Here is an 18,200-nt window from a genome sequence, read left to right as displayed (position 1 = left end):
ATGAAAACCCGGTTTGCGGCCGCGCGCAAACGAGATTACCTTTGAATGAGCTTAGAAAAACTAGGGGTAACTGATGTCGGTCTCGCCTCCGCGCCCCAAGGGACCACCGCTGAATGCGCTCAGGGCATTCGAGGCTGCCGCGCGGCTTGGCGGGTTTGCAGCCGCCGCCGAGGAGCTGAACGTCACGTCCGGCGCGATTTCGCAGCATATAAAGACGGTCGAGGATTGGGCCGGCATCCCTCTTTTCGAGCGGCGCGCGCAGGGCGTGCGGCTGACGCAGGCGGGGGCGGCGATCGCGCCCGGCCTTGCGGCGGCGTTCGACCGTCTGGGCGAGGCGACTCGCGGATTACGCGCCTTGCGCCCCGATCCGGTGCTTCAGATCGCCGCCCTGCCCAGTGTCGCGCAACTCTGGCTTGGGCCGCGGCTTCCCGCTTTGCGCGCCGCTCTGCCCGATCTGCGCCTGTCGGTGACCGCACTGGAGCGACCGCCGAACCTGAGCCGGGACATGTTCGACCTGAGTTTGTTCATCGGGCGCCCCACGGGCCACAGCACCGAGACAGTGCTGGCCCATGACGCATTGCTGCCTGTATGTGCGCCGGTCACCGCGGGGCAGATCGGATCTCCCGGTGATCTGAACCATGTGACGCGGTTACATGATGCCACGTGGGAGGGAGACTGGCGGCGCTGGTCCGAGGCCACGGGGTGCCACTTGGCCAACCCGGACGAGGGGCCGCGCTATTCGCTATATGCAATGGCGCTCGACGAGGCGCGGCTTGGTGCCGGGGTGCTGATGGGGCACCGGATTCTCGTGGCGCGGGCGTTGACCGACGGGGGGCTAGTGCGTGCCTGTGACGGTGAGGTCGAGACCGGGGCGGCACTGATCTGTAAAACCACCGATCCCAGCGACGAGGTGGCCGCGCTTGTGACGGCGTTGCAGAGCGTCGTGTGATTGTGCCCATCACAATTGGGAAATTGACGCCCGGCCGGAAGCCCCTAGGGTGAAGCGGTCCGTCAGGAGGGATCGCCTTGCAAAAATCCGTACCATTGTTCACCCCGGTTTTGGTTGCCGGTTGTGTGATCATGCTGATTTCCTTTGCGATCCGCGCAAGTTTTGGCGTTTTTCAGATCCCCATCGCCGAAGAGTTCGGCTGGCTCAGGGCCGAGTTCAGCCTTGCCATCGCGATCCAGAACCTCGCCTGGGGGATCGGGCAGCCCATCTTTGGCGCGCTGGCCGAGAAGATCGGGGATCGCAAGGCGATTATTCTGGGCGCGCTGACCTATGCCGCAGGTCTTGTCCTGTCGTCCTTTGCGGTGACACCCGAGGCACATCAGCTTTACGAGATATTCGTGGGCTTCGGCATCGCCGGCACGGGGTTTGGCGTGATCCTTGCCGTGGTCGGCCGCGCGAGCAGCGATGAGCACCGCTCGATGAGCCTTGCCATCGCAACCGCTGCCGGGTCGGCCGGTCAGGTCTTCGGCGCGCCTGTGGCGGAATATCTGCTGAGCCTGATGAGTTGGCAGATGGTGTTTCTGGTCTTTGCCGGCACGGTCCTCGCTTCGCTCATGTGCCTGCCACTGATGCGTGCGCCACAAGGGTCGAGCCGCGTGGAGATCGAGGAGAGCATGGGCCAGCTCCTGACCCGCGCATTTCGCGATCCATCCTACACACTTATTTTCCTGGGCTTTTTCTCATGCGGGTATCAGCTTGCCTTTATCACCGCGCATTTTCCGGCCTTCGTGACCGAGATGTGCGGCCCGATCGTGCCCGGTGGGGTTCTGCATAACATCGGGATCACCACCACGTCCGCTCTGGGGGCCGTGTCGATCTCGCTGATCGGGCTTGCCAATATCGCGGGAACCCTGACCGCGGGTTACCTGGGCAAGCGGTATTCCAAGAAATACCTTCTGGCGGGGATCTATACCGGGCGCACCCTGATTGCGGCTGCGTTCATCCTAACCCCGATCACCCCCGCAACGGTGCTCTTGTTCTCGGTGAGCATGGGGGCGCTCTGGCTGGCGACCGTGCCGCTGACCAGTGGGCTTATCGCCCATATTTACGGGTTGCGCTATATGGGCACGCTTTATGGCATCGTCTTCTTTTCGCACCAACTGGGAAGTTTCATGGGGGTCTGGCTGGGCGGTCGGATGTATGACGTCTATGGCGATTATACGATGGTGTGGTGGATCGGCGTGGGTGTGGGCGCCTTCAGTGCGATCGTCCACCTGCCCGTCCGGGAGTTTCGCGCGCCGCGCGTGGCGTGACCCGGCAGAGGTCGGGACGTGGGCCTGTCAGACCGGACCAAGAGCCGGGCCTGCGCCAATGGCATTCTGGCGCAGAACCTCCCAGCATCCCAGAAGACCGGCATCGTCATCCAAGATAAGCGAAACGGGAATGGTGCGGGTGATGTGGGTATAGGGGCCTCTGGACTCGAATGTGTCGCGGAAGGGCGTCGCCGAAAGATGCGGCGCGATGGCGCGGGCGAGCCCCCCGATTAGGAAGAGCCCGCCCGTGGCCATGTGAATGAGCGCGAAACTCCCCGCGACATGACCCAACACCGCACCAAAGGCGGTCATGGTGGCATCGGCCACCGGATCGCCCGCGGCGATGGCTTTGAGTATTTCGCCTGTGTCGGTCTCGGCCCCGCCCAGTGCCGTATGCAATCGCACAAGCCCCGAGCCCGAGAGAAACGCCTCGACCGGCAAATGCGGATCGTCGATCCGGTCCATGGCGGCGGCAAGGGCGGGGATATACGGCAGCCGACTGTGCCCCGCTTCGGCAGGCGGAACAAAAAGCGTGCCTCCCAGATCATGCACCACCGCGATGTTGCAGCCGGTGCCGAGGCCAAGCACCAGACGCGCACCCCCCTGCGCCGGAGGCCCAGCAAGCGCCGTGATCGCGTGTGGTGAGACCGCGTTCAGCGCATAACCCTGCGCCTGAAGGTCGTTGATCAGGTGAACATCCCGCGCGCCGGTGGCGGCGGCAAGCGCACTGGCAGTTATTCGCCAGTCACGATTGGTGAGTTGCGCCGCCCCATTCTTGACTGGCCCGGCAACGCCGGCACAGATGGCCGCAGGCGTGGCGCCTTGCTCTGCGAGGTAACGGCTCGCAAGCTCCACAAAACCGGCTGCGCAGTCGTTGGCAAGGCTTTGTGTGGTCTCGGGGATCAGACCATGAGGGCCAGCAAGACCCAGTCGCGTCGTGGTGCCGCCCACATCCGCGACAAGCCACGGTTCAGTCATTCTCGCGCCACCGGGCCACCGCTTCCCGCGCGGCGCGGGCCATGAACACGACGTCGATGCCCACAGCCAGAAGGTTGGCCCCCCAATCGCGGTAGTCGCACGCCGTCGCGTGATCGACCGCGATGATACCTGCGGCCTTTCCGGCCGCGCGGATACGGCCCAGCGCATCACGAATCGCGGTGCGCACCTCCTCTTGTGCCGCGTCGCCCTGATGCCCCATGTCGGCGGCAAGGTCCGAAGGCCCGACAAAGACGCCATCAACTCCATCCACCGAGAGAATGTCATCCAGCGCGGCAAGACCTGCGCGAGTTTCGACCTGAACGATGAGGCACATCTCATTGTCGGCAGTGGAGATATAATCGGAGATGCCGGAAAAGCGTGACGCGCGCGCCAGCGCCGCACCCGAGCCGCGAATACCCGCAGGCGGATAGCGCATAGCACGCACGAGGTCGGTCGCCTGAGCCGCGCTTTCCACCATCGGGATCAAGAGTGTCTGTGCCCCGATATCCAGCACCTGTTTGATCAGCCACGGTTCGACCATGGGCAAGCGCACCACGGGCTTGGCCCCGGTTCCTTCGAGCACTTGGAGTTGCGCCATGATCGTGCGCAGATCATTCGGCGCATGCTCACCGTCGATCACAAGCCAATCAAAGCCGGCGGTCGCCAGAACCTCGGTTGGATAAGGGTCAGCGAACCCGGCCCAGCATCCAATCAGGGTGCGGTCGTCTTGCAAAGCGGATTTGAGGCGGTTTTTCGGTGCGGGCATGGGGAGTTCCTTCGGTTGGTTTGAACTCTGCGGGACACGAGCTTGCATTCATCTTTGTTAAGATATTGCGCAATTTCCGGTTGCTTGCCAGACTGGCTGGCATGGAAAGTTTTGCGAAGATTATCCGAGCCGGAATTCTCTGTCTTGTGTTTCTGCTCGGAATTGTAGGCCCTGGTTCTGTGGTGGCACAGGGGCAGGAGGAGTTGTTTCGAGATTTTTCAGCCCGTCGGCTGACCACGGATGAAACCCGTTTTCTACAAACCGCACTGGCGTTCGGAGGGTATTATAACGGCCTTCTGGATGGCGCATGGGGCCAACGCAGCAAACGCGCGCTCAACGCGTATTCGCAGCGCGAGTTTGATATGGCACCCTTGGATGTGCATATGGCCACGCTGGCGCTTGACCTGCTTGGGCGGATCGAAAGCGAAGGGTGGGAGCGGCGTTATTTCGACGCGCTCGGGATGACGATCCTGTTTCCGACCAAGGCGGTCGTTAGCGATCCGGCAACCGAGGCCTTCGTCAACTGGCGGCACAGGAACAGCAGCCTGTCTTATTCTGTGGGCCTGCACGACCGGCAGCGGGCGCAGAGCGTGCACGACTATGTTGCAGACTGGAATGACGTGCACGAAGCGCCGTACACGGTGCGACGCCACGATTTCGCGGTCACCAGTGCGCGCAACCGATCAGGCGGAACGCTTTATGCCCGTTCGAATTTCGTCAATGGAAGCTGGTCCACGGTTCTTCTGTCGGTGGACAGGGCGGATCAGGGTTTATTAAGCGCGGTATCGGCAAGCCTCGCGGTAGGGCAAGCGCCACCGCTGCGCATTACCGAAGACGGTCACCTAGAACGGACCGTGTTGGCCACCCTCGAGATGTTCGAGGACATGTCAGACGATGACGGTACGGCGGCGGTTTCGACCCCGGTGCCGGAAACAGGTGAGACCGGACCGGCGCGCAACGGATCGGGCACCGGGTTTTTTGTATCCGAGAGCGGTCACGTGCTTACCAATGCGCATGTGATCGACGGGTGCCGCGACATACGAATTGAAAATGAACAGGCGGAGGTGATCGCCCGGTCCGACGTCTTCGATCTGGCACTGGTGCAGGCAAAAGCTGCGCACGCGAAATCGGTGGCGGTATTTGCGACAGGCCCGGCCCGACTCAATTCGGATGTGACGGTGGCAGGATATCCCTATGCCGACATTCTGGGCGGTTTCAACGTGACGCGCGGTTCGGTCTCGGGGCTGAAAGGTTTGGCGGGGGCGGAAACCCAGTTTCAGATCACAGCCCCGATCCAGCCCGGAAACTCGGGTGGGCCGGTCATGGGGCCACGTGGCAATGTCGTCGGGGTCGTGGTTTCGCGCCTTGATGCCATCAAGATCGCCGAGGCGAATGGTGGCATCCCTCAGAATGTCAATTTCGCCGTGCGTGGCGAAATCGCGAAGCTGTTCCTGTCGCAGCACGGAGTCGATCCCACGCTCTCGGCCAATGGCGAAAAGCTCGGCCCCGTCACGCTTGCGGAACGGGCGGTCGAGTTCACGACGCTGATTGAGTGCAGGTAAGGCCCAAATAGCCTCACCCCACCTCGGCCAACCGCTCCAGTGCCTCGCGCAGTTTCGTCTCTTCCTCTTCGCGGGTGCGCAGGTTGTCGCGGGCTTCCTCGACCACCTCTTCGGGAGCGGAGGCCACGAATTTTGGATTGTTCAACCGGCCACGCAGCCCGCCGAGTTCTTTCTCGAGCTTGCCCAGTGTCTTTTCGAGCCGCGCCTTTTCCTCGTCGATGTCGATGATATCGGCAAGCGGCAAACCAAAGTTTGCGCCCTCGACGGTCACGGTCACGGTGCCTTTCGGGAAGCTGTCGACATGGTCGAGTGTTTCAACGCGGGTGAGGCGTTTGATCATCGTCTCATTGCGATCCCACGCGGCCTGACCGGCCATGTCGAGCGATGTGACAACCATGGGAATTTTCGCCCCCGCCGGGACGTGCATCTGCGCACGCGCGGAGCGGACGGCGTCGATCAAGGAAATGACCCAGTTCATTTCCCGGTCGGCATCGGCATCAATCAATTCGGCACCGTATGTTGGCCAGTCCGCGTGAACAAGCATCTTGTCACGATCGCCGAGCGTGTCCCAAAGCTCTTCGGTGATGAAGGGCATGATGGGGTGAAGCAGAATGAGACATTGGTCGATGACCCACGCCATCGTGGCTTGTGTTTCGGCCTTGGTCGCGTCCTCGCCATCAAGCAGAAGGGGCTTGGAAAACTCGACATACCAGTCGCAGACCTTGCCCCATACGAAAGCGTATAGTGCTTGGGCCGCATCGTTGAAGCGATAACCTTCAAGCGCCGCATCGACGGTTTCGCGCACCTGTGCCACCTCACCGATGATCCAGCGGTTGACGGTCGATTGCGGTTGCGGCACTTGCCCCGCGCTGCCGGTGGCACCGTTCATCTCGGCGAAGCGGGCGGCGTTCCAGAGCTTGGTGCCGAAATTGCGATAGCCCGCGATGCGTTGCATGTCGAGCTTGAGAACACCACCGAGCGAGGCCATGGCGCAATTGGTAAAGCGCAGCGCGTCGGCGCCGTATTCGTCGATCACCTCGAGCGGGTCGATCACGTTGCCGGTGGATTTCGACATCTTCTTGCCTTTGGCGTCGCGGACGAGGCCGTGGAGATAGACGGTATCGAACGGCACCTCGTTCACGACGGCAAGCTGCATCATCATCATGCGCGCCACCCAGAAAAAGAGGATGTCCTGCCCGGTGACGAGGGTGGAGGTGGGGAAATAGCGTTGCAGTTCCGGCGTATCCTCGGGCCACCCCAGCGTGCCGATGGGCCAGAGACCAGACGAGAACCATGTGTCGAGCACGTCGGGGTCGCGGAACATGGGAACCTGCATCGGACCATCGAAACTGCGGATCGCACCTTCATCCTGCACATCAAGAAGTTTGACCTGCTCGGCAAGGATCGCCACAGCTTCCTGTTGGTCCGCGACAATGCGGAATTCCGTGCCATCGGCGGTGCGCCGGCGCGCTTTTTCCAACGCCTCCTCTTCGGTCGCGGCACAGACAGCATACCAGTCACCTTCGACAGGGAAATACCAAACCGGTATCTGATGCCCCCACCAGAGCTGCCGCGAGATGCACCACGGCTCGATATTCTCGAGCCAGTGGAAATAGGTTTTCTCGCCGCTTTCGGGCATGATCTTCACGTCGCCATTGCGCACGGCATCAAGCGCGGGGCCGACGACCTTCTCGGCATCGACGAACCATTGATCCGTCAGCATCGGTTCGATCACCACCTTGGAGCGGTCGCCGAAGGGCTGCATGATGGGTTTGGATTCGACCAGCGGGATGAGTTGCTCCTCATCAGTGCGCGCCTCGCCGCCCTCTTCGGGGGCGAGGGGTGCCGGGCTGAAGCCCGGCCTACTCTCGCCATCAGACGTAGGCCGGGCTTCAGCCCGGCTCCCGCCCAGCCGGGGATCGGCGGCGTTGGTCATCACCGCCAACCCTTCGTCAGTGATCTGATCGACCACGCGATCGCGCGCCTCGAACCTGTCGAGGCCGCGCAGATCGTCGGGGACGAGGTTCACGGCATCCGCCTCGGCTTCGGTCAACTCGCGCTCACCGCGCGCGACGGCCAAAGCGATCTCCGCCGCCTCGGCGTAGGGCGCGCCGTCATCACGCATGATTCCGCGTGTGTCCATCAGGCGGTACATCGGAATGCCGCCACGCTTGGCAACCTGATAGTCGTTGAAATCATGGGCACCGGTGATCTTGACGGCACCGCTGCCGAAATCGGGATCGGGATATTCATCGGTAATGATCGGGATCAGGCGGCGGTGTTCTTTGGGGCCCACGGGAATTTCGCAAAGCTGCCCCACGAGCGAGGCATAGCGTTCGTCCGAGGGGTGCACCGCGACCGCACCATCGCCCAGCATCGTTTCGGGGCGCGTCGTGGCGATCGAGATGTAATCGCGCTCTTCCCGGAAGATCACGTTCCCGTCTTCATCTTTCTCCAAATACTCATATGTCGCACCGCCCGCCAAGGGATACTTGAAATGCCACATATGGCCCGCGACCTCGAGATTCTCGACCTCAAGATCCGAGATTGCGGTTTCGAAATGCGGATCCCAATTGACGAGGCGCTTGCCACGATAAATCAGGCCTTTTTCATACATGTCGACAAAGACCTTGATCACCGCGTCATGGAAATTGGCGCTGTTTTCATGGCCAGTGCGCGTGTCCCCTGCCGCGCCCGCCATTGTGAACGCTGTGCGCGAATAGTCGCACGAGGCGCCGAGGCGCTTGAGCTGCTGGATAATCGTGCCGCCAGATTGCTCTTTCCATTCCCAGACCTTTTCGAGGAATTTCTCGCGCCCCATTTCCGCGCGGGGCGGTTCACCTTTTTCGGCCAGCATACGTTCGACCACCATCTGTGTGGCGATCCCTGCGTGGTCCGTGCCCGGCTGCCAGAGCGTGTCATAGCCCTGCATCCGTTTCCAACGGGTCAGAATGTCCTGAAGCGTATTGTTGAACGCGTGCCCCATGTGCAGAACGCCCGTGACGTTGGGCGGCGGGATCATCACGCTAAAGGACTCGGCCCCCGGTTTCGCGTTGGCGCCGGCTTGGAATGCATTCGCCTGCTCCCAAGCCTCGAAAATGCGGCGCTCGGCCTCGGCTGCGTTGAAAGTCTTGTCCATCGCCATCTGCGGTGATCCCATCACTTGCGGTCATTTCGGTGTCGCGCCCGGAATAGCGAATGTGCCGAGCAAGGGGAAGGCCGAGCTTGCCCTACGCGCGGACCGAGACACATCATAGGTTATGCGAGAACCGATTCCGCCCACCCCGCCAAGCGCCATGCGCCTTTTCCTGCGCATGGGAGGGTGGTCTGTGCCGGTACTTGCCGCATTGGTCACCGCCCTCAGCCTGTGGGCCGACAGCCGCGAGAAACTGGCCGCGCGCTTCGAGGGTGAAGCCCGCAGCACGCAGGCGCGCGTGGTTGAAAAGGTCGATCAGGCGCAGCCGCGCGTGGACGGGTCGGTGGCGCATACCTATTTCGTCGATCTTTTGTTTGCGACGCCCGCCGGGCAATCGGTGGTCGTGCGGCGTCGGGTGGATGCCGAGCGGTTCACGCGGCTTGATCATGGGGGGAAGGTCGCGCTGAGTTATCTGCCCGATGCACCGGCGCGCGTTTCGCTCGCCAACCGGTCCGGACCGGGCAATGAGCAAGGCTTGCAACGGGCGGCACTGGGCCTCGGGGGCCTTGCGCTCTGGCTTCTGTGGCGCATTGGGGGCCGGGCCGTTTCCGGAGTGCGCGCACGGCGCGAAGGGCAGCAATGCCCGGCCCGGCTGACCGCGATTCGCCTGTCGCGAATGCCGGGACCGGGCGGCACGCAGGCGCGGATCGTCTGGCGTGACGGGGACGGTGTCGCAGGCCGCAGTCTGCCCCGCGCCCACAGTGCGCTCAGGGGTCTTTGCCCGGGCCAGAGCGTCACCGTCTATCGCCATGCCGGCCGGACATGGTGGGCCGGAGATGTGGGCAAAAAACCCTCAGGCTGACTGTCACGCACAGGGTGGCCCGCTCTGCGGCATCAGTGTCCGCGCCGGGAGGCGGGGCGCGCCACCCTGTTTCTTATCTCCGACCGACACCCAAAGGTCAGCGCGCCGTCCCGATCATGGCGATCAGCGTTCGGCGGCAACTTCGGGGTTGACCAGCGGTTCGCGCGTGCCGGGGCGGATCACTTCGGGGTCATAGGGCCTCCGGTCAAAAACCTGTTCAACCATCGGGGCGAAAAATTCGAGCGGAAGGTCGTCATAGTCAGGGTCAAAGCTGGCCTGATCCCAACGCTCACAGAACGTGGCGCAATCGTCGAAATATTGATGGCCGGCATGGCGGTCGCGCTTGTTGGGGTCCGCCCCTTCAAGGTGATGACCATAGTAGACCATCTGAAAATCGCCATGTGTGGCCACGCACCAGGTGCATTGTTCGCGCACGAAGGGTTTGAGGATGGTGGCGGCATATTCATCATGATTATAGGGCGCATAGATATCGCCGATATCGTGAAGAAGCGCCGAAACGACCCAGTCTATGTCCGCCCCGTCACGCCATGCGCGGCTGGCCGATTGCACCGAATGGCCAAGGCGGGTGATCTGATAGCCCGACAGACCTTCGTCAAGATCGACCAGCGCCTTGAGCAGGCGTTTGGCGGTGTGCTTGGTATGGTCTATCTCGTGCGCGGTGAGAAATTCGTAATCCTCTTTCGTGCCGTCCTTCATCTGGGTGAAGCTGACCTTGTCCATTACATGTCTCCCTTTTCTGAACCGTTGCGCCATGACGATCGGCGCGGCGGGCCGCCCTGGTGACGCGCGTCGCCGCCCGATCCTGCCTGATCCAATCACAGATCGCCAGCACTCGGCGCGAAATCGGTCAGAGATGCGGCTACTGAGCCCGCAATACGGGCTTTGTCCTATCCCTGTCGTTTAAGAGCCGCCGTGCCTTCACTTGGCGCATCACGGGGATGTTTGAACTCGTTGACTGCATCACGCCGCAAAAACCATTATCTTGAAAAGCGTGATGGCGTGCCACATCAAGGCCACGCCAGAAGACAAGGATACCGGCCACTGACATGTCACTGAAAACCTGGTTCAAAAGAGTTTACGATCTGGTGCGGCCCGAAATGCGCCAAGACCAGAGAGGACAGATTCGTCAGCGCGGACCGATGACGCATGTCATTATTCTGGACGGCACGATGTCCACCCTGTCCGAAGAGTGTGAGAGCAACGCCGGCCTGACCTACAAGCTTCTGGACCGGGTCGGCGGTGTCGAGCTTTCGGTTTATTACGAGGCCGGGCTGCAATGGTGCGACTGGCGCAGCACGCGTGACATCATTACCGGCGGCGGCATCAATCGGCAGATCCGGCGCGCCTATGGGCACCTTGCCAGCAGATATCGCGCAGGGGACCGGATTTTCCTATTCGGCTTTTCGCGCGGGGCCTTCGCGGTGCGATCTCTGGCCGGAGCGATAGATCGCGTTGGGCTGTTGAAAGCCGAACACGCGACTGAACGCAACGTCCGGCTTGCGTATCGCCACTATCGCGCCGAAGAGATCACCGAAGCCTGTGCCGCGTTTCGTGCCGCGCATTGTCATGAGGCGGCAGAGGTTGAGATGGTCGGCGTTTGGGACACGGTCAAGGCGTTGGGCTGGCGTCTGCCGGTGATCTGGCGCTGGCAGAAGGATGCGCAAGAGTTTCATAACCACGAATTGGCGCCTGTCGTGCGCAACGGGTTTCATGCGCTTGCCCTGCACGAGACGCGCATCGTGTATACGCCGATTATTTGGGACACGCCACCGAACCATAACGGCCGGGTCGAACAGGTCTGGTTTCGGGGCACCCATGGCGATGTGGGTGGTCAGCTTGGCGGTTTTCACGAGGCACGCCCCCTGTCCAACATTTCAATGGTCTGGATGCTGGAAATGGCTGAGGCTTGCGGCCTTGAACTTCCCGAGGGCTGGCAAGACGCGTATCCTCAAGATCCTGACGCGCCATCGGTGGGCAAATGGCGCGGGTGGGGCAAGATTTTCCTGATGCGGCGGGCGCGACCTGTGGGACGAGATCCGAGCGAGCGGCTTCATGACACCGTCCGGGACCAGGATTACCCGGCATTGCGCAACGCGGAATTGCATGCGGACAGTGCGTGACCCTGTTTGCGTCTTTAAGAAATACGCTCATTTCGCCTGCATGATCAGACAGGTGGTCGAACCCGTGGCATAGAGACGATCATCATCCACCCCGCGAATTTCACCCATGGCGATGCCGGTGCTTCGCCCGGAATGCTGAACCGTGCCGGTGGCCCTTACAAGGGTGCCCAAGGGAATCGCGCGGGTGATGTTCACTTTGTATTCAAGCGTCGTGTAATAGGCGCCACGCGGCACGCGGGTCATCACCGCGCAGGCCATACAGCTATCAAGGATCGCGCCATACCATCCACCGTGCAAACCCCGCATCGGATTGGCTGCGGCAAAGGCCGGCGCGCCATCGAAGGTGACCTGACCGTCCTCGACTCCGGTCAGGCGAAAGCCGAGCGTTTCACCGATGGGCGGGCCGGAAAGCTCACCGCGCAGAACCGCCTGCATGAACTCAAGCCCCGACCGTGACAGAAGCGCCTCGGCATCGGGAAGGTCGTCAATCGTGGTGGCGATAGGGTTGGTCACGGGCAAGCGCGGCTCCGGTCAAGGCTTTGGGCCGGTTATCGGAGCCGCGTTCGGAGCTGTCAACTCCTGCCGCTCAGGCCACCTCGCGCAGTGCGACCGCCGGAGTGACGCCCAGCGCATGACAGACATCGCGCGTGAGGTCAGGACGGTTCAGCGTGTAGAAATGGAGCGTATCGACACCCTCGTCGAGCAGATCACTGCACAATTCGGTCGCTATGGCCGTGGCCAGAAGATCATGCCGGTCATCTCGAATGGCGGTGGTGAACGCATCTTCGAGCCATGCAGGCACGGTTGTGCCGCACGCCGTGGCGAACCGGCTGGCGTTCTGCCAGTTCTCGATCGGCAGGATGCCGGGGATGATCGGCGCATCGATGCCCGCCGCAACACAACGGTCACGGAACCGCAGGAAGGTTTCGGCCTCGAAGAAAAACTGGGTGATCGCCTCCGTGGCGCCTGCGTCGATCTTGCGCTTGAGCCAGTCGATATCCGCCTGATCATCCGCCGCTTCGGGGTGGCGTTCGGGATAGGCGCCCACGCGAATATTGAAGCCACCTTCGTCCGCCAGTGCCGAAATCAGTTCGCAGCTATCGGCAAAGCCCTCGGCATGAGGGTGGAAGGCGCCGCTTCCCTTGGGCGGATCACCCCGCAACGCCACGATGTCGGATACCCCCGCAGCCGCGAATTCGCGCGCGATGCCGAGTGTTTCGTCGCGGCTTGCATCCACACAGGTGAGATGGGCCGCGACGCGAAGCCCGGCCGAGCCCTGCAATGCGCCAACCGCTTCGCGCGTGAGATGGCGCGTGGCACCGCCCGCCCCATAGGTGACAGAGACGAAACGCGGATCAAGCGGCGCAAGCGATTGCACCGTGTCCCAAAGCCGGAAAGACGCCTCAAGCGTCTTGGGTGGGAAGAATTCGAAGGAAACGCTTGGAACGGTCATGGCTTTATCCTCGGCAAAACTGGTCTTGTACCTTGTCGCAGGGTGGCGATAGTTAGACAAATTCATAATTTTCACTAAGAACATGAGGCACGCTTGGGGATGCATATCGAATTCCGTCATCTGAGGACGATAAGAGCCATCCATCAGGCCGGCGGCCTTGCCCGCGCCGCCGAGCTTTTGCACATCACGCAATCGGCCCTGAGCCATCAGATCAAGGGGCTGGAGGATCAGGCCGGTGTCGAGCTTTTCGTTCGCAGGTCGAAGCCAATGAAACTGTCGGCGGCGGGTCATCGTCTCTTGCGGGTGGCAGAACGTGTTCTGCCCGAGATCGAAGCCCTTGAAGCCGAATTCAGCGGCGTCCGCGCGGGCAGTGCCGGGCGGCTTCATATCGCCATCGAATGTCATGCCTGTTTCGAATGGCTGTTTCCCGTGCTGGAAGAGTTCCGCAAGCCCTGGTCCGAAGTGGATGTGGATATTCGTCCCGGCCTTGCCTTTGACGCGCTGCCGGCGTTGCAAAAGGAAGAGGTGGATCTTGTCGTGTCCTCCGATCCCGAAAACCTTCCAGGTATCACGTTCAAACCCTTGTTCGATTATGAGCCCGTCTTGCTGGCGCCACACGATCACCCGATGGCCGCTAAACCCTATGTCGAGGTCGAGGATTTTCGGGACGAGACCCTGATCACTTATCCGGTGGACCGCTCCCGATTGGACGTCTTTACCGAGCTTCTGACCCCCGCCAAGGTCGAACCGCGAGCGGTGCGGCAGGTCGAGCTGACGGCCGTGATCCTACTGCTTGTCGCGTCGGGCCGGGGTGTCGCGGTTTTGCCCGACTGGGTGGTGCGCGCGCTACGGCAATCCGGCGACTACGTGGTGCGCCCATTGACCGAAACCGGCGTGACCAAACGCTTGTTCGCAGCGATCCGGGAGGAGGACGAGAACAAGCCCTATATGGCGCACTTGATCCGTCTTGCCCGTGACATTCCCATCAAACTGCAACGCCGCGAGATTGCCACGGCGGACGTTGCCACCTGATTTCCAATTCCCGCCGCAAAACTGGCTTTAGATTGCCAAGGTGCTTTGACAACTTGAAGTTTCCCCGTGACACACGCTTTCGGGCGAGCTTAGAGACAAATCACTGATCCCGCTCGACAAAGTCGATCTGCGGGTGCAGATCAGACCGTTGCAGGAGATTGACGTGCCGACGACATTTAATGTGATTTCGCTGAGTCAACTCAGCGATATCGACACTTTTGAAGGCAATAACCAAGCCGAGAATGCCGCCGCCTTGGTCGGGCTGACCTTTGGTGGGGAGGGTGACTCGCTTGTGAACGATTTCGTGACGCTCTCACCGGTGGGCGATCCGGGATCGTATTATGATCAGGACAACAGCCCCGCAGAGAGCTTTTCAATAGATGGCGGCCCTGCGCAGATCTTCGATGCCACCTCGGTCTATTCCGCGACGGTGACTTATACCGATGGAAACACATCGACGATTTCCGCAGTGCTGATGCAGGATGTGGACGGGAACACCTATCTCGCGCCCGAATTTTCGAACAATGCGGATCAGGCCGCGCTTGAGGCCGACCCCATCCGTTCGATCACGCTCGACAGCCTTATAGGCAACACCTTCTTGGGGACGACAGCGGACCGGCAATCGTGGGATTTTGTGACCTGTTTCACCCGGGGCACGGAAATCACCACGCAGACCGGCAACCGCCCGATCGAAGAGATAATGGTGGGCGACCTTGTGCTGACTCGGGATCGCGGGTTTCAGCCCGTGCGCTGGACGGGCTCCCGTACGGTTGCGGCGGCCGGCAATTTTGCCCCTGTGCTGATACGCAAGGACGCGCTTGGCAATACGCAAGACCTGCGCGTCTCACAGCAGCACCGTATGCTTCTGCGCGGATGGCAGGCCGAGATGGTCATGGGCGAACCCGAAATCCTGATCCCTGCCCGTCACCTTGTGAACGACGACACGATCATCATCGAAACCGGCGGGCGGGTCGAATATTTTCACCTGCTTCTTGACCAGCACGAACTTGTCTATGCCTCTGGCATCGCTTCGGAAAGCTTTCATCCCGGTGCAACCTCGTGGACCACGCTCGACGAGGAGACACGCGCGGAAATCATCGCGCTTTTCCCCGAGCTTGAGACAGATGGCCCAAAGGCCTATGGCCGATCCGCACGCCGCACCGCGCGTCGGCATGAAGCGGCATTGCTGCTGAGTCATTCGCTCTAGGTTTTCGTGTCCCGCGAGCATCTCGCCGCATTCTTGGGTCAGAGGGCAAGCCGCGCATCGAAAAACCGCACGTCAGAAGGGTGATCAGTGCCGGATCGGCCCTTGGCAAGCGGCACCACCCGGCGTATACGCGCGGCTTGACGAAAAGGAGCCTCACGCCATGGTCGGCAGCGCCAATCTCAACATCATGATCAAAGCCGCGCGCAAGGCGGGCCGGTCGCTGGTCAAGGACTTCCGCGAGGTCGAGAACCTTCAGGTTTCCATGAAAGGCGCAGGCGACTTTGTGAGCCGCGCCGATATCGCTGCCGAGGCGCTTCTCAAGGAAGAGCTCATGGCCGCGCGGCCCACCTATGGCTGGATCGCCGAGGAAGGCGGAGAAGTCGAGGGCGCGGACCCGACCCGCCGCTGGATCGTTGATCCGCTTGACGGAACCACGAACTTTCTGCACGGCCTGCCCCATTGGGCGGTCAGCATCGCATTGGAACATAAGGGAAAAGTGGTCGCCGGCGTTATCTTTGACGCCGCCAAGGACGAGATGTTCTTTGCCGAGAAGGGCGAAGGCGCCTGGATGAACGAAAGCCGCTTGCGCGTGTCCGGCAGGGCCAAGATGATCGAAGCGATCTTTGCCACCGGCGTTCCCTTTGGGGGGCGCAGCGACCTGCCCCAGACGCTTCAGGATCTGGCGCGGCTGATGCCCGCCTGTGCGGGAGTGCGCCGCTGGGGTTCTGCGGCGCTCGATCTCGCTTATGTGGCGGCGGGCCGTTATGACGGCTTCTGGGAGCGCAGGTTGAACGCTTGGGATCTGGCTGCGGGCACGATCATCGTGCGCGAGGCCGGCGGCATGATCGAAGCGATGAACCCCGAGGGGGACATTCTGGAAGACGGATCGGTCATCTGTGCAAACGAGCCGATTTTCGAGAAGTTCGCCAAAGTCATCCGCAACGCCTGAGAGAGTGGGTTAACGCAGCGACCGGAACGTCGGTATTCACGTCGGTATCGCGTCGGTGCGCGAATGTGCGACGATTTGGCGATCCGCCGGGTTTGAACCCGATGGATTTATCCCCATATCGAGGGGACGCGGCCCCGTGACCTTGGGTAGATTTGACCGGGCGGGATTGCGTGCGCAACCAAGGAGGCGACCATGAAATGTCCCGTTGATGGCGAAACGCTGGTGATGGCCGAGCGTAACGGTGTCGAGATAGATTATTGCCCGGCTTGCCGCGGTGTCTGGCTTGACCGGGGAGAGCTTGACAAGATCATTGAGCGGCAAGTTGGCGAAACACCACCACCGCCGCCACGCGACGCACCACGCCACGACGATCATGACGACCGGTCGCGCGGCAAAAAACGTCGGAAAGAATCTTTCCTGAGCGAGCTTTTTGACTTCTGAGCGATAAGCCGCGTCAGACCGGGTCGGGGCGGTCAGCGGTCCGAGGGGTGATTGATGCCGTCGTGCCAGCCGATCGGTTCATGATCGGCCGGATTGACCCCCTCGATGGCGCCCATGTTGACGCCGTATTCATTCGGGTTCGAGCGCCGACGGTGGTGGGTATAAATCCCGCAGATCGAACAGAAGTAATGTTTCGCCGTGCCAGTGCCCCATGTGTAAAGCGTGAGCTTGTCCGCGCCACGCAGAACGGTGAGCCCCTCAAGCGGCACCGATACCGCGGGCGTGCCACGGCGGCGGCAAAAGCTGCAATCGCAGCGCCGCGCGGTGGCCAGCCCGTCGGACAAAGTCACGCGCAGCTCGACCGCCCCGCAATGACATGCGACCTTGACCGGATCACGAAAGGGATCATTCATTTGCGGCGTCTCCGGACTATTGGAATATTGGATGGTTCGAACTCATAGCGCGCTTCGGGATGCGGCGGGTGACCGTCTGTTCGCGCCCAGAAGGCCGGGCCGCCGAGCCGCCAGAACAGTGGCAGTGTCAGCAGGATACCGATGATGAATCCGCCGGCATGGGCCCAATACGCCACCCCGCCCATATCGGGGTCTACGCCGATGCCGTTGTAGACCTGAAGGATAAACCACAGCCCCAGCATGAGCCATGCGGGGACCGGGAACACCTTGAAGAAGATGATCAGAATGAGAAGGATGTCGACCCGCGCCCGCGGGAAAAGCAGAAGATAGCCGCCCATGACCCCCGCGATCGCGCCCGATGCGCCAACCGTGGGCACCATGGAGCCGGGGGCCGAGAGGTAATGAACCGCGCCCGCGCCAAGCCCCGCAGAGAGGTAAAAGAAGAGATATGGCAGATGGCCCATCTCGTCCTCCATGTTGTCTCCGAAAATCCAGAGAAAAAGCATGTTGCCTGCAAGATGAAGCCAGCCGCCATGCATGAACATCGAAGTGAAGAAGGTATGAAACTGATACCCTTCCGAGATGAAACCCGGCACGAGAGCGAAGTCCGAATAGATGCTTAAAAGCGCGTAATCATCGCGGGCAAGCGGATAATACAGGAAAAAGACAACAATGTTCAGCCCGATCAAACCCCAGGTCACATAAGGTGTGCGCCCCGAGGGGTTATGATCACGGATCGGAAACATGGCGCGAGGTTGGCCCCGGGGCCGCGTGGCGTCAAGCGTGGAAGAGCAGGCCGCGCCCTGATGCAGCGCCGTCCGCGTGACAAAGGCGCGGGCATACTGATTTTCATGCCTCCGGCGGGGATATTTCCGGCCTTATGTATCAAACGCACCAGCCGCTCGGAGGGATGAGCGGTGATTGGATTTTTAGCCTCAATCCTTCTCCAGTATTACCTCTGCAATGCTGACATCAACGGGCGTGAAGTCAGCCTTTGC

17 protein-coding genes are annotated in these 18,200 nt (G+C 61.4%); 9 read left to right on the top strand and 8 right to left on the bottom strand.

What is annotated here, in order from left to right; genetic code table 11:
* Nucleotides 1-73 precede the first annotated feature (73 nt).
* Both V8359_RS15405 and V8359_RS15400 read left to right on the top strand, forming a co-directional pair.
* Nucleotides 74-949, top strand: coding sequence for a LysR family transcriptional regulator (locus V8359_RS15405; protein WP_336429958.1), 876 nt, complete (start codon nt 74-76; stop codon nt 947-949).
* A 77-nt stretch (nt 950-1,026) separates the two neighbouring features.
* Nucleotides 1,027-2,262, top strand: a complete 1,236-nt coding sequence (locus V8359_RS15400; RefSeq protein WP_336429957.1) for an MFS transporter — start codon at nt 1,027-1,029, stop codon at nt 2,260-2,262.
* 27 nt (nt 2,263-2,289) lie between these two features.
* Here the strand turns inward: V8359_RS15400 and V8359_RS15395 are convergent, their stop codons facing one another.
* Both V8359_RS15395 and V8359_RS15390 read right to left on the bottom strand, forming a co-directional pair.
* A complete protein-coding gene (locus tag V8359_RS15395; RefSeq protein WP_336429956.1) occupies nt 2,290-3,240 on the bottom strand; it encodes a glucokinase in 951 nt (316 codons plus the stop codon).
* Nucleotides 3,233-4,006 (bottom strand): HpcH/HpaI aldolase family protein, encoded by a 774-nt coding sequence (locus V8359_RS15390; RefSeq protein ID WP_336429954.1) that lies wholly within the window; start codon nt 4,004-4,006, stop codon nt 3,233-3,235. Before V8359_RS15390 ends, V8359_RS15395 begins: the two co-directional genes overlap by 8 nt.
* Nucleotides 4,007-4,209: 203 nt before the next feature.
* On the opposite strand from V8359_RS15390, the gene V8359_RS15385 reads away from it, so the two are divergent.
* Complete coding sequence (locus V8359_RS15385) at nt 4,210-5,568, top strand: trypsin-like peptidase domain-containing protein (RefSeq protein WP_336429953.1); 1,359 nt, start codon at nt 4,210-4,212, stop codon at nt 5,566-5,568.
* 13 nt (nt 5,569-5,581) lie between these two features.
* On the opposite strand, the gene V8359_RS15380 is transcribed toward V8359_RS15385, so the two are convergent.
* Nucleotides 5,582-8,713: a valine--tRNA ligase gene (locus tag V8359_RS15380; protein WP_336429952.1), complete on the bottom strand. Its 3,132-nt coding sequence runs from the start codon at nt 8,711-8,713 to the stop codon at nt 5,582-5,584.
* A 184-nt stretch (nt 8,714-8,897) separates the two neighbouring features.
* Between V8359_RS15380 and V8359_RS15375 the strand changes: the two genes are divergently transcribed.
* Nucleotides 8,898-9,566, top strand: a complete 669-nt coding sequence (locus V8359_RS15375; RefSeq protein ID WP_336429950.1) for a DUF3592 domain-containing protein — start codon at nt 8,898-8,900, stop codon at nt 9,564-9,566.
* A gap of 123 nt (nt 9,567-9,689) precedes the next feature.
* On the opposite strand, the gene V8359_RS15370 is transcribed toward V8359_RS15375, so the two are convergent.
* On the bottom strand, nt 9,690-10,307 hold the full coding sequence (locus tag V8359_RS15370) for an HD domain-containing protein (protein ID WP_336429949.1): 618 nt from the start codon (nt 10,305-10,307) through the stop codon (nt 9,690-9,692).
* A gap of 326 nt (nt 10,308-10,633) precedes the next feature.
* Between V8359_RS15370 and V8359_RS15365 the strand changes: the two genes are divergently transcribed.
* The gene (locus V8359_RS15365; protein ID WP_336429948.1) at nt 10,634-11,707 is read left to right on the top strand and encodes a DUF2235 domain-containing protein; all 1,074 of its coding nucleotides are present in this window, start codon (nt 10,634-10,636) and stop codon (nt 11,705-11,707) included.
* Between the two features lie 27 nt (nt 11,708-11,734).
* Here the strand turns inward: V8359_RS15365 and V8359_RS15360 are convergent, their stop codons facing one another.
* Both V8359_RS15360 and metF read right to left on the bottom strand, forming a co-directional pair.
* Entirely contained in the window at nt 11,735-12,220 is a 486-nt protein-coding gene (locus tag V8359_RS15360; RefSeq protein WP_336429947.1) for a PaaI family thioesterase, read from the bottom strand.
* Between the two features lie 73 nt (nt 12,221-12,293).
* The gene (gene metF / locus V8359_RS15355; protein ID WP_336429946.1) at nt 12,294-13,160 is read right to left on the bottom strand and encodes a methylenetetrahydrofolate reductase [NAD(P)H]; all 867 of its coding nucleotides are present in this window, start codon (nt 13,158-13,160) and stop codon (nt 12,294-12,296) included.
* A 99-nt stretch (nt 13,161-13,259) separates the two neighbouring features.
* Here metF and V8359_RS15350 point away from each other — a divergent pair, with 99 nt between their 5' ends.
* The 4 genes from V8359_RS15350 (at nt 13,260) to V8359_RS15335 (ending at nt 16,789) form a co-directional block, all read left to right on the top strand.
* Nucleotides 13,260-14,192 (top strand): LysR family transcriptional regulator, encoded by a 933-nt coding sequence (locus tag V8359_RS15350; RefSeq protein ID WP_336429945.1) that lies wholly within the window; start codon nt 13,260-13,262, stop codon nt 14,190-14,192.
* A gap of 163 nt (nt 14,193-14,355) precedes the next feature.
* Nucleotides 14,356-15,399, top strand: a complete 1,044-nt coding sequence (locus V8359_RS15345; protein ID WP_336429943.1) for a Hint domain-containing protein — start codon at nt 14,356-14,358, stop codon at nt 15,397-15,399.
* A 160-nt stretch (nt 15,400-15,559) separates the two neighbouring features.
* Nucleotides 15,560-16,348: an inositol monophosphatase family protein gene (locus tag V8359_RS15340; protein ID WP_336429942.1), complete on the top strand. Its 789-nt coding sequence runs from the start codon at nt 15,560-15,562 to the stop codon at nt 16,346-16,348.
* Between the two features lie 192 nt (nt 16,349-16,540).
* Nucleotides 16,541-16,789 (top strand): TFIIB-type zinc ribbon-containing protein, encoded by a 249-nt coding sequence (locus V8359_RS15335; RefSeq protein ID WP_336429941.1) that lies wholly within the window; start codon nt 16,541-16,543, stop codon nt 16,787-16,789.
* Between the two features lie 32 nt (nt 16,790-16,821).
* On the opposite strand, the gene V8359_RS15330 is transcribed toward V8359_RS15335, so the two are convergent.
* On the bottom strand, nt 16,822-17,202 hold the full coding sequence (locus tag V8359_RS15330) for a GFA family protein (protein WP_336429940.1): 381 nt from the start codon (nt 17,200-17,202) through the stop codon (nt 16,822-16,824).
* Nucleotides 17,199-17,948, bottom strand: a complete 750-nt coding sequence (locus V8359_RS15325; RefSeq protein ID WP_336429939.1) for a rhomboid family intramembrane serine protease — start codon at nt 17,946-17,948, stop codon at nt 17,199-17,201. Before V8359_RS15325 ends, V8359_RS15330 begins: the two co-directional genes overlap by 4 nt.
* Between the last annotated feature and the right edge of the window lie 252 nt (nt 17,949-18,200).

Source organism: Roseovarius sp. E0-M6 (assembly GCF_037083845.1).
Classification (GTDB): Bacteria; Pseudomonadota; Alphaproteobacteria; order Rhodobacterales; family Rhodobacteraceae; genus Roseovarius.
This window is presented reverse-complemented; position numbering and strand designations above follow the sequence as displayed.

Coding starts and splice junctions, on each gene's coding strand:
- V8359_RS15365 (WP_336429948.1), top strand. CDS start 10,634: ATGTCACTGAAAACCTGGTTCAAAAGAGTTTACGATCTGGTGCGGCCC.
- V8359_RS15405 (WP_336429958.1), top strand. CDS start 74: ATGTCGGTCTCGCCTCCGCGCCCCAAGGGACCACCGCTGAATGCGCTC.
- V8359_RS15335 (WP_336429941.1), top strand. CDS start 16,541: ATGAAATGTCCCGTTGATGGCGAAACGCTGGTGATGGCCGAGCGTAAC.
- V8359_RS15380 (WP_336429952.1), bottom strand. CDS start 8,713: ATGGCGATGGACAAGACTTTCAACGCAGCCGAGGCCGAGCGCCGCATT.
- metF (WP_336429946.1), bottom strand. CDS start 13,160: ATGACCGTTCCAAGCGTTTCCTTCGAATTCTTCCCACCCAAGACGCTT.
- V8359_RS15370 (WP_336429949.1), bottom strand. CDS start 10,307: ATGGACAAGGTCAGCTTCACCCAGATGAAGGACGGCACGAAAGAGGAT.
- V8359_RS15395 (WP_336429956.1), bottom strand. CDS start 3,240: ATGACTGAACCGTGGCTTGTCGCGGATGTGGGCGGCACCACGACGCGA.
- V8359_RS15340 (WP_336429942.1), top strand. CDS start 15,560: ATGGTCGGCAGCGCCAATCTCAACATCATGATCAAAGCCGCGCGCAAG.
- V8359_RS15325 (WP_336429939.1), bottom strand. CDS start 17,948: ATGTTTCCGATCCGTGATCATAACCCCTCGGGGCGCACACCTTATGTG.
- V8359_RS15390 (WP_336429954.1), bottom strand. CDS start 4,006: ATGCCCGCACCGAAAAACCGCCTCAAATCCGCTTTGCAAGACGACCGC.
- V8359_RS15330 (WP_336429940.1), bottom strand. CDS start 17,202: ATGAATGATCCCTTTCGTGATCCGGTCAAGGTCGCATGTCATTGCGGG.
- V8359_RS15350 (WP_336429945.1), top strand. CDS start 13,260: ATGCATATCGAATTCCGTCATCTGAGGACGATAAGAGCCATCCATCAG.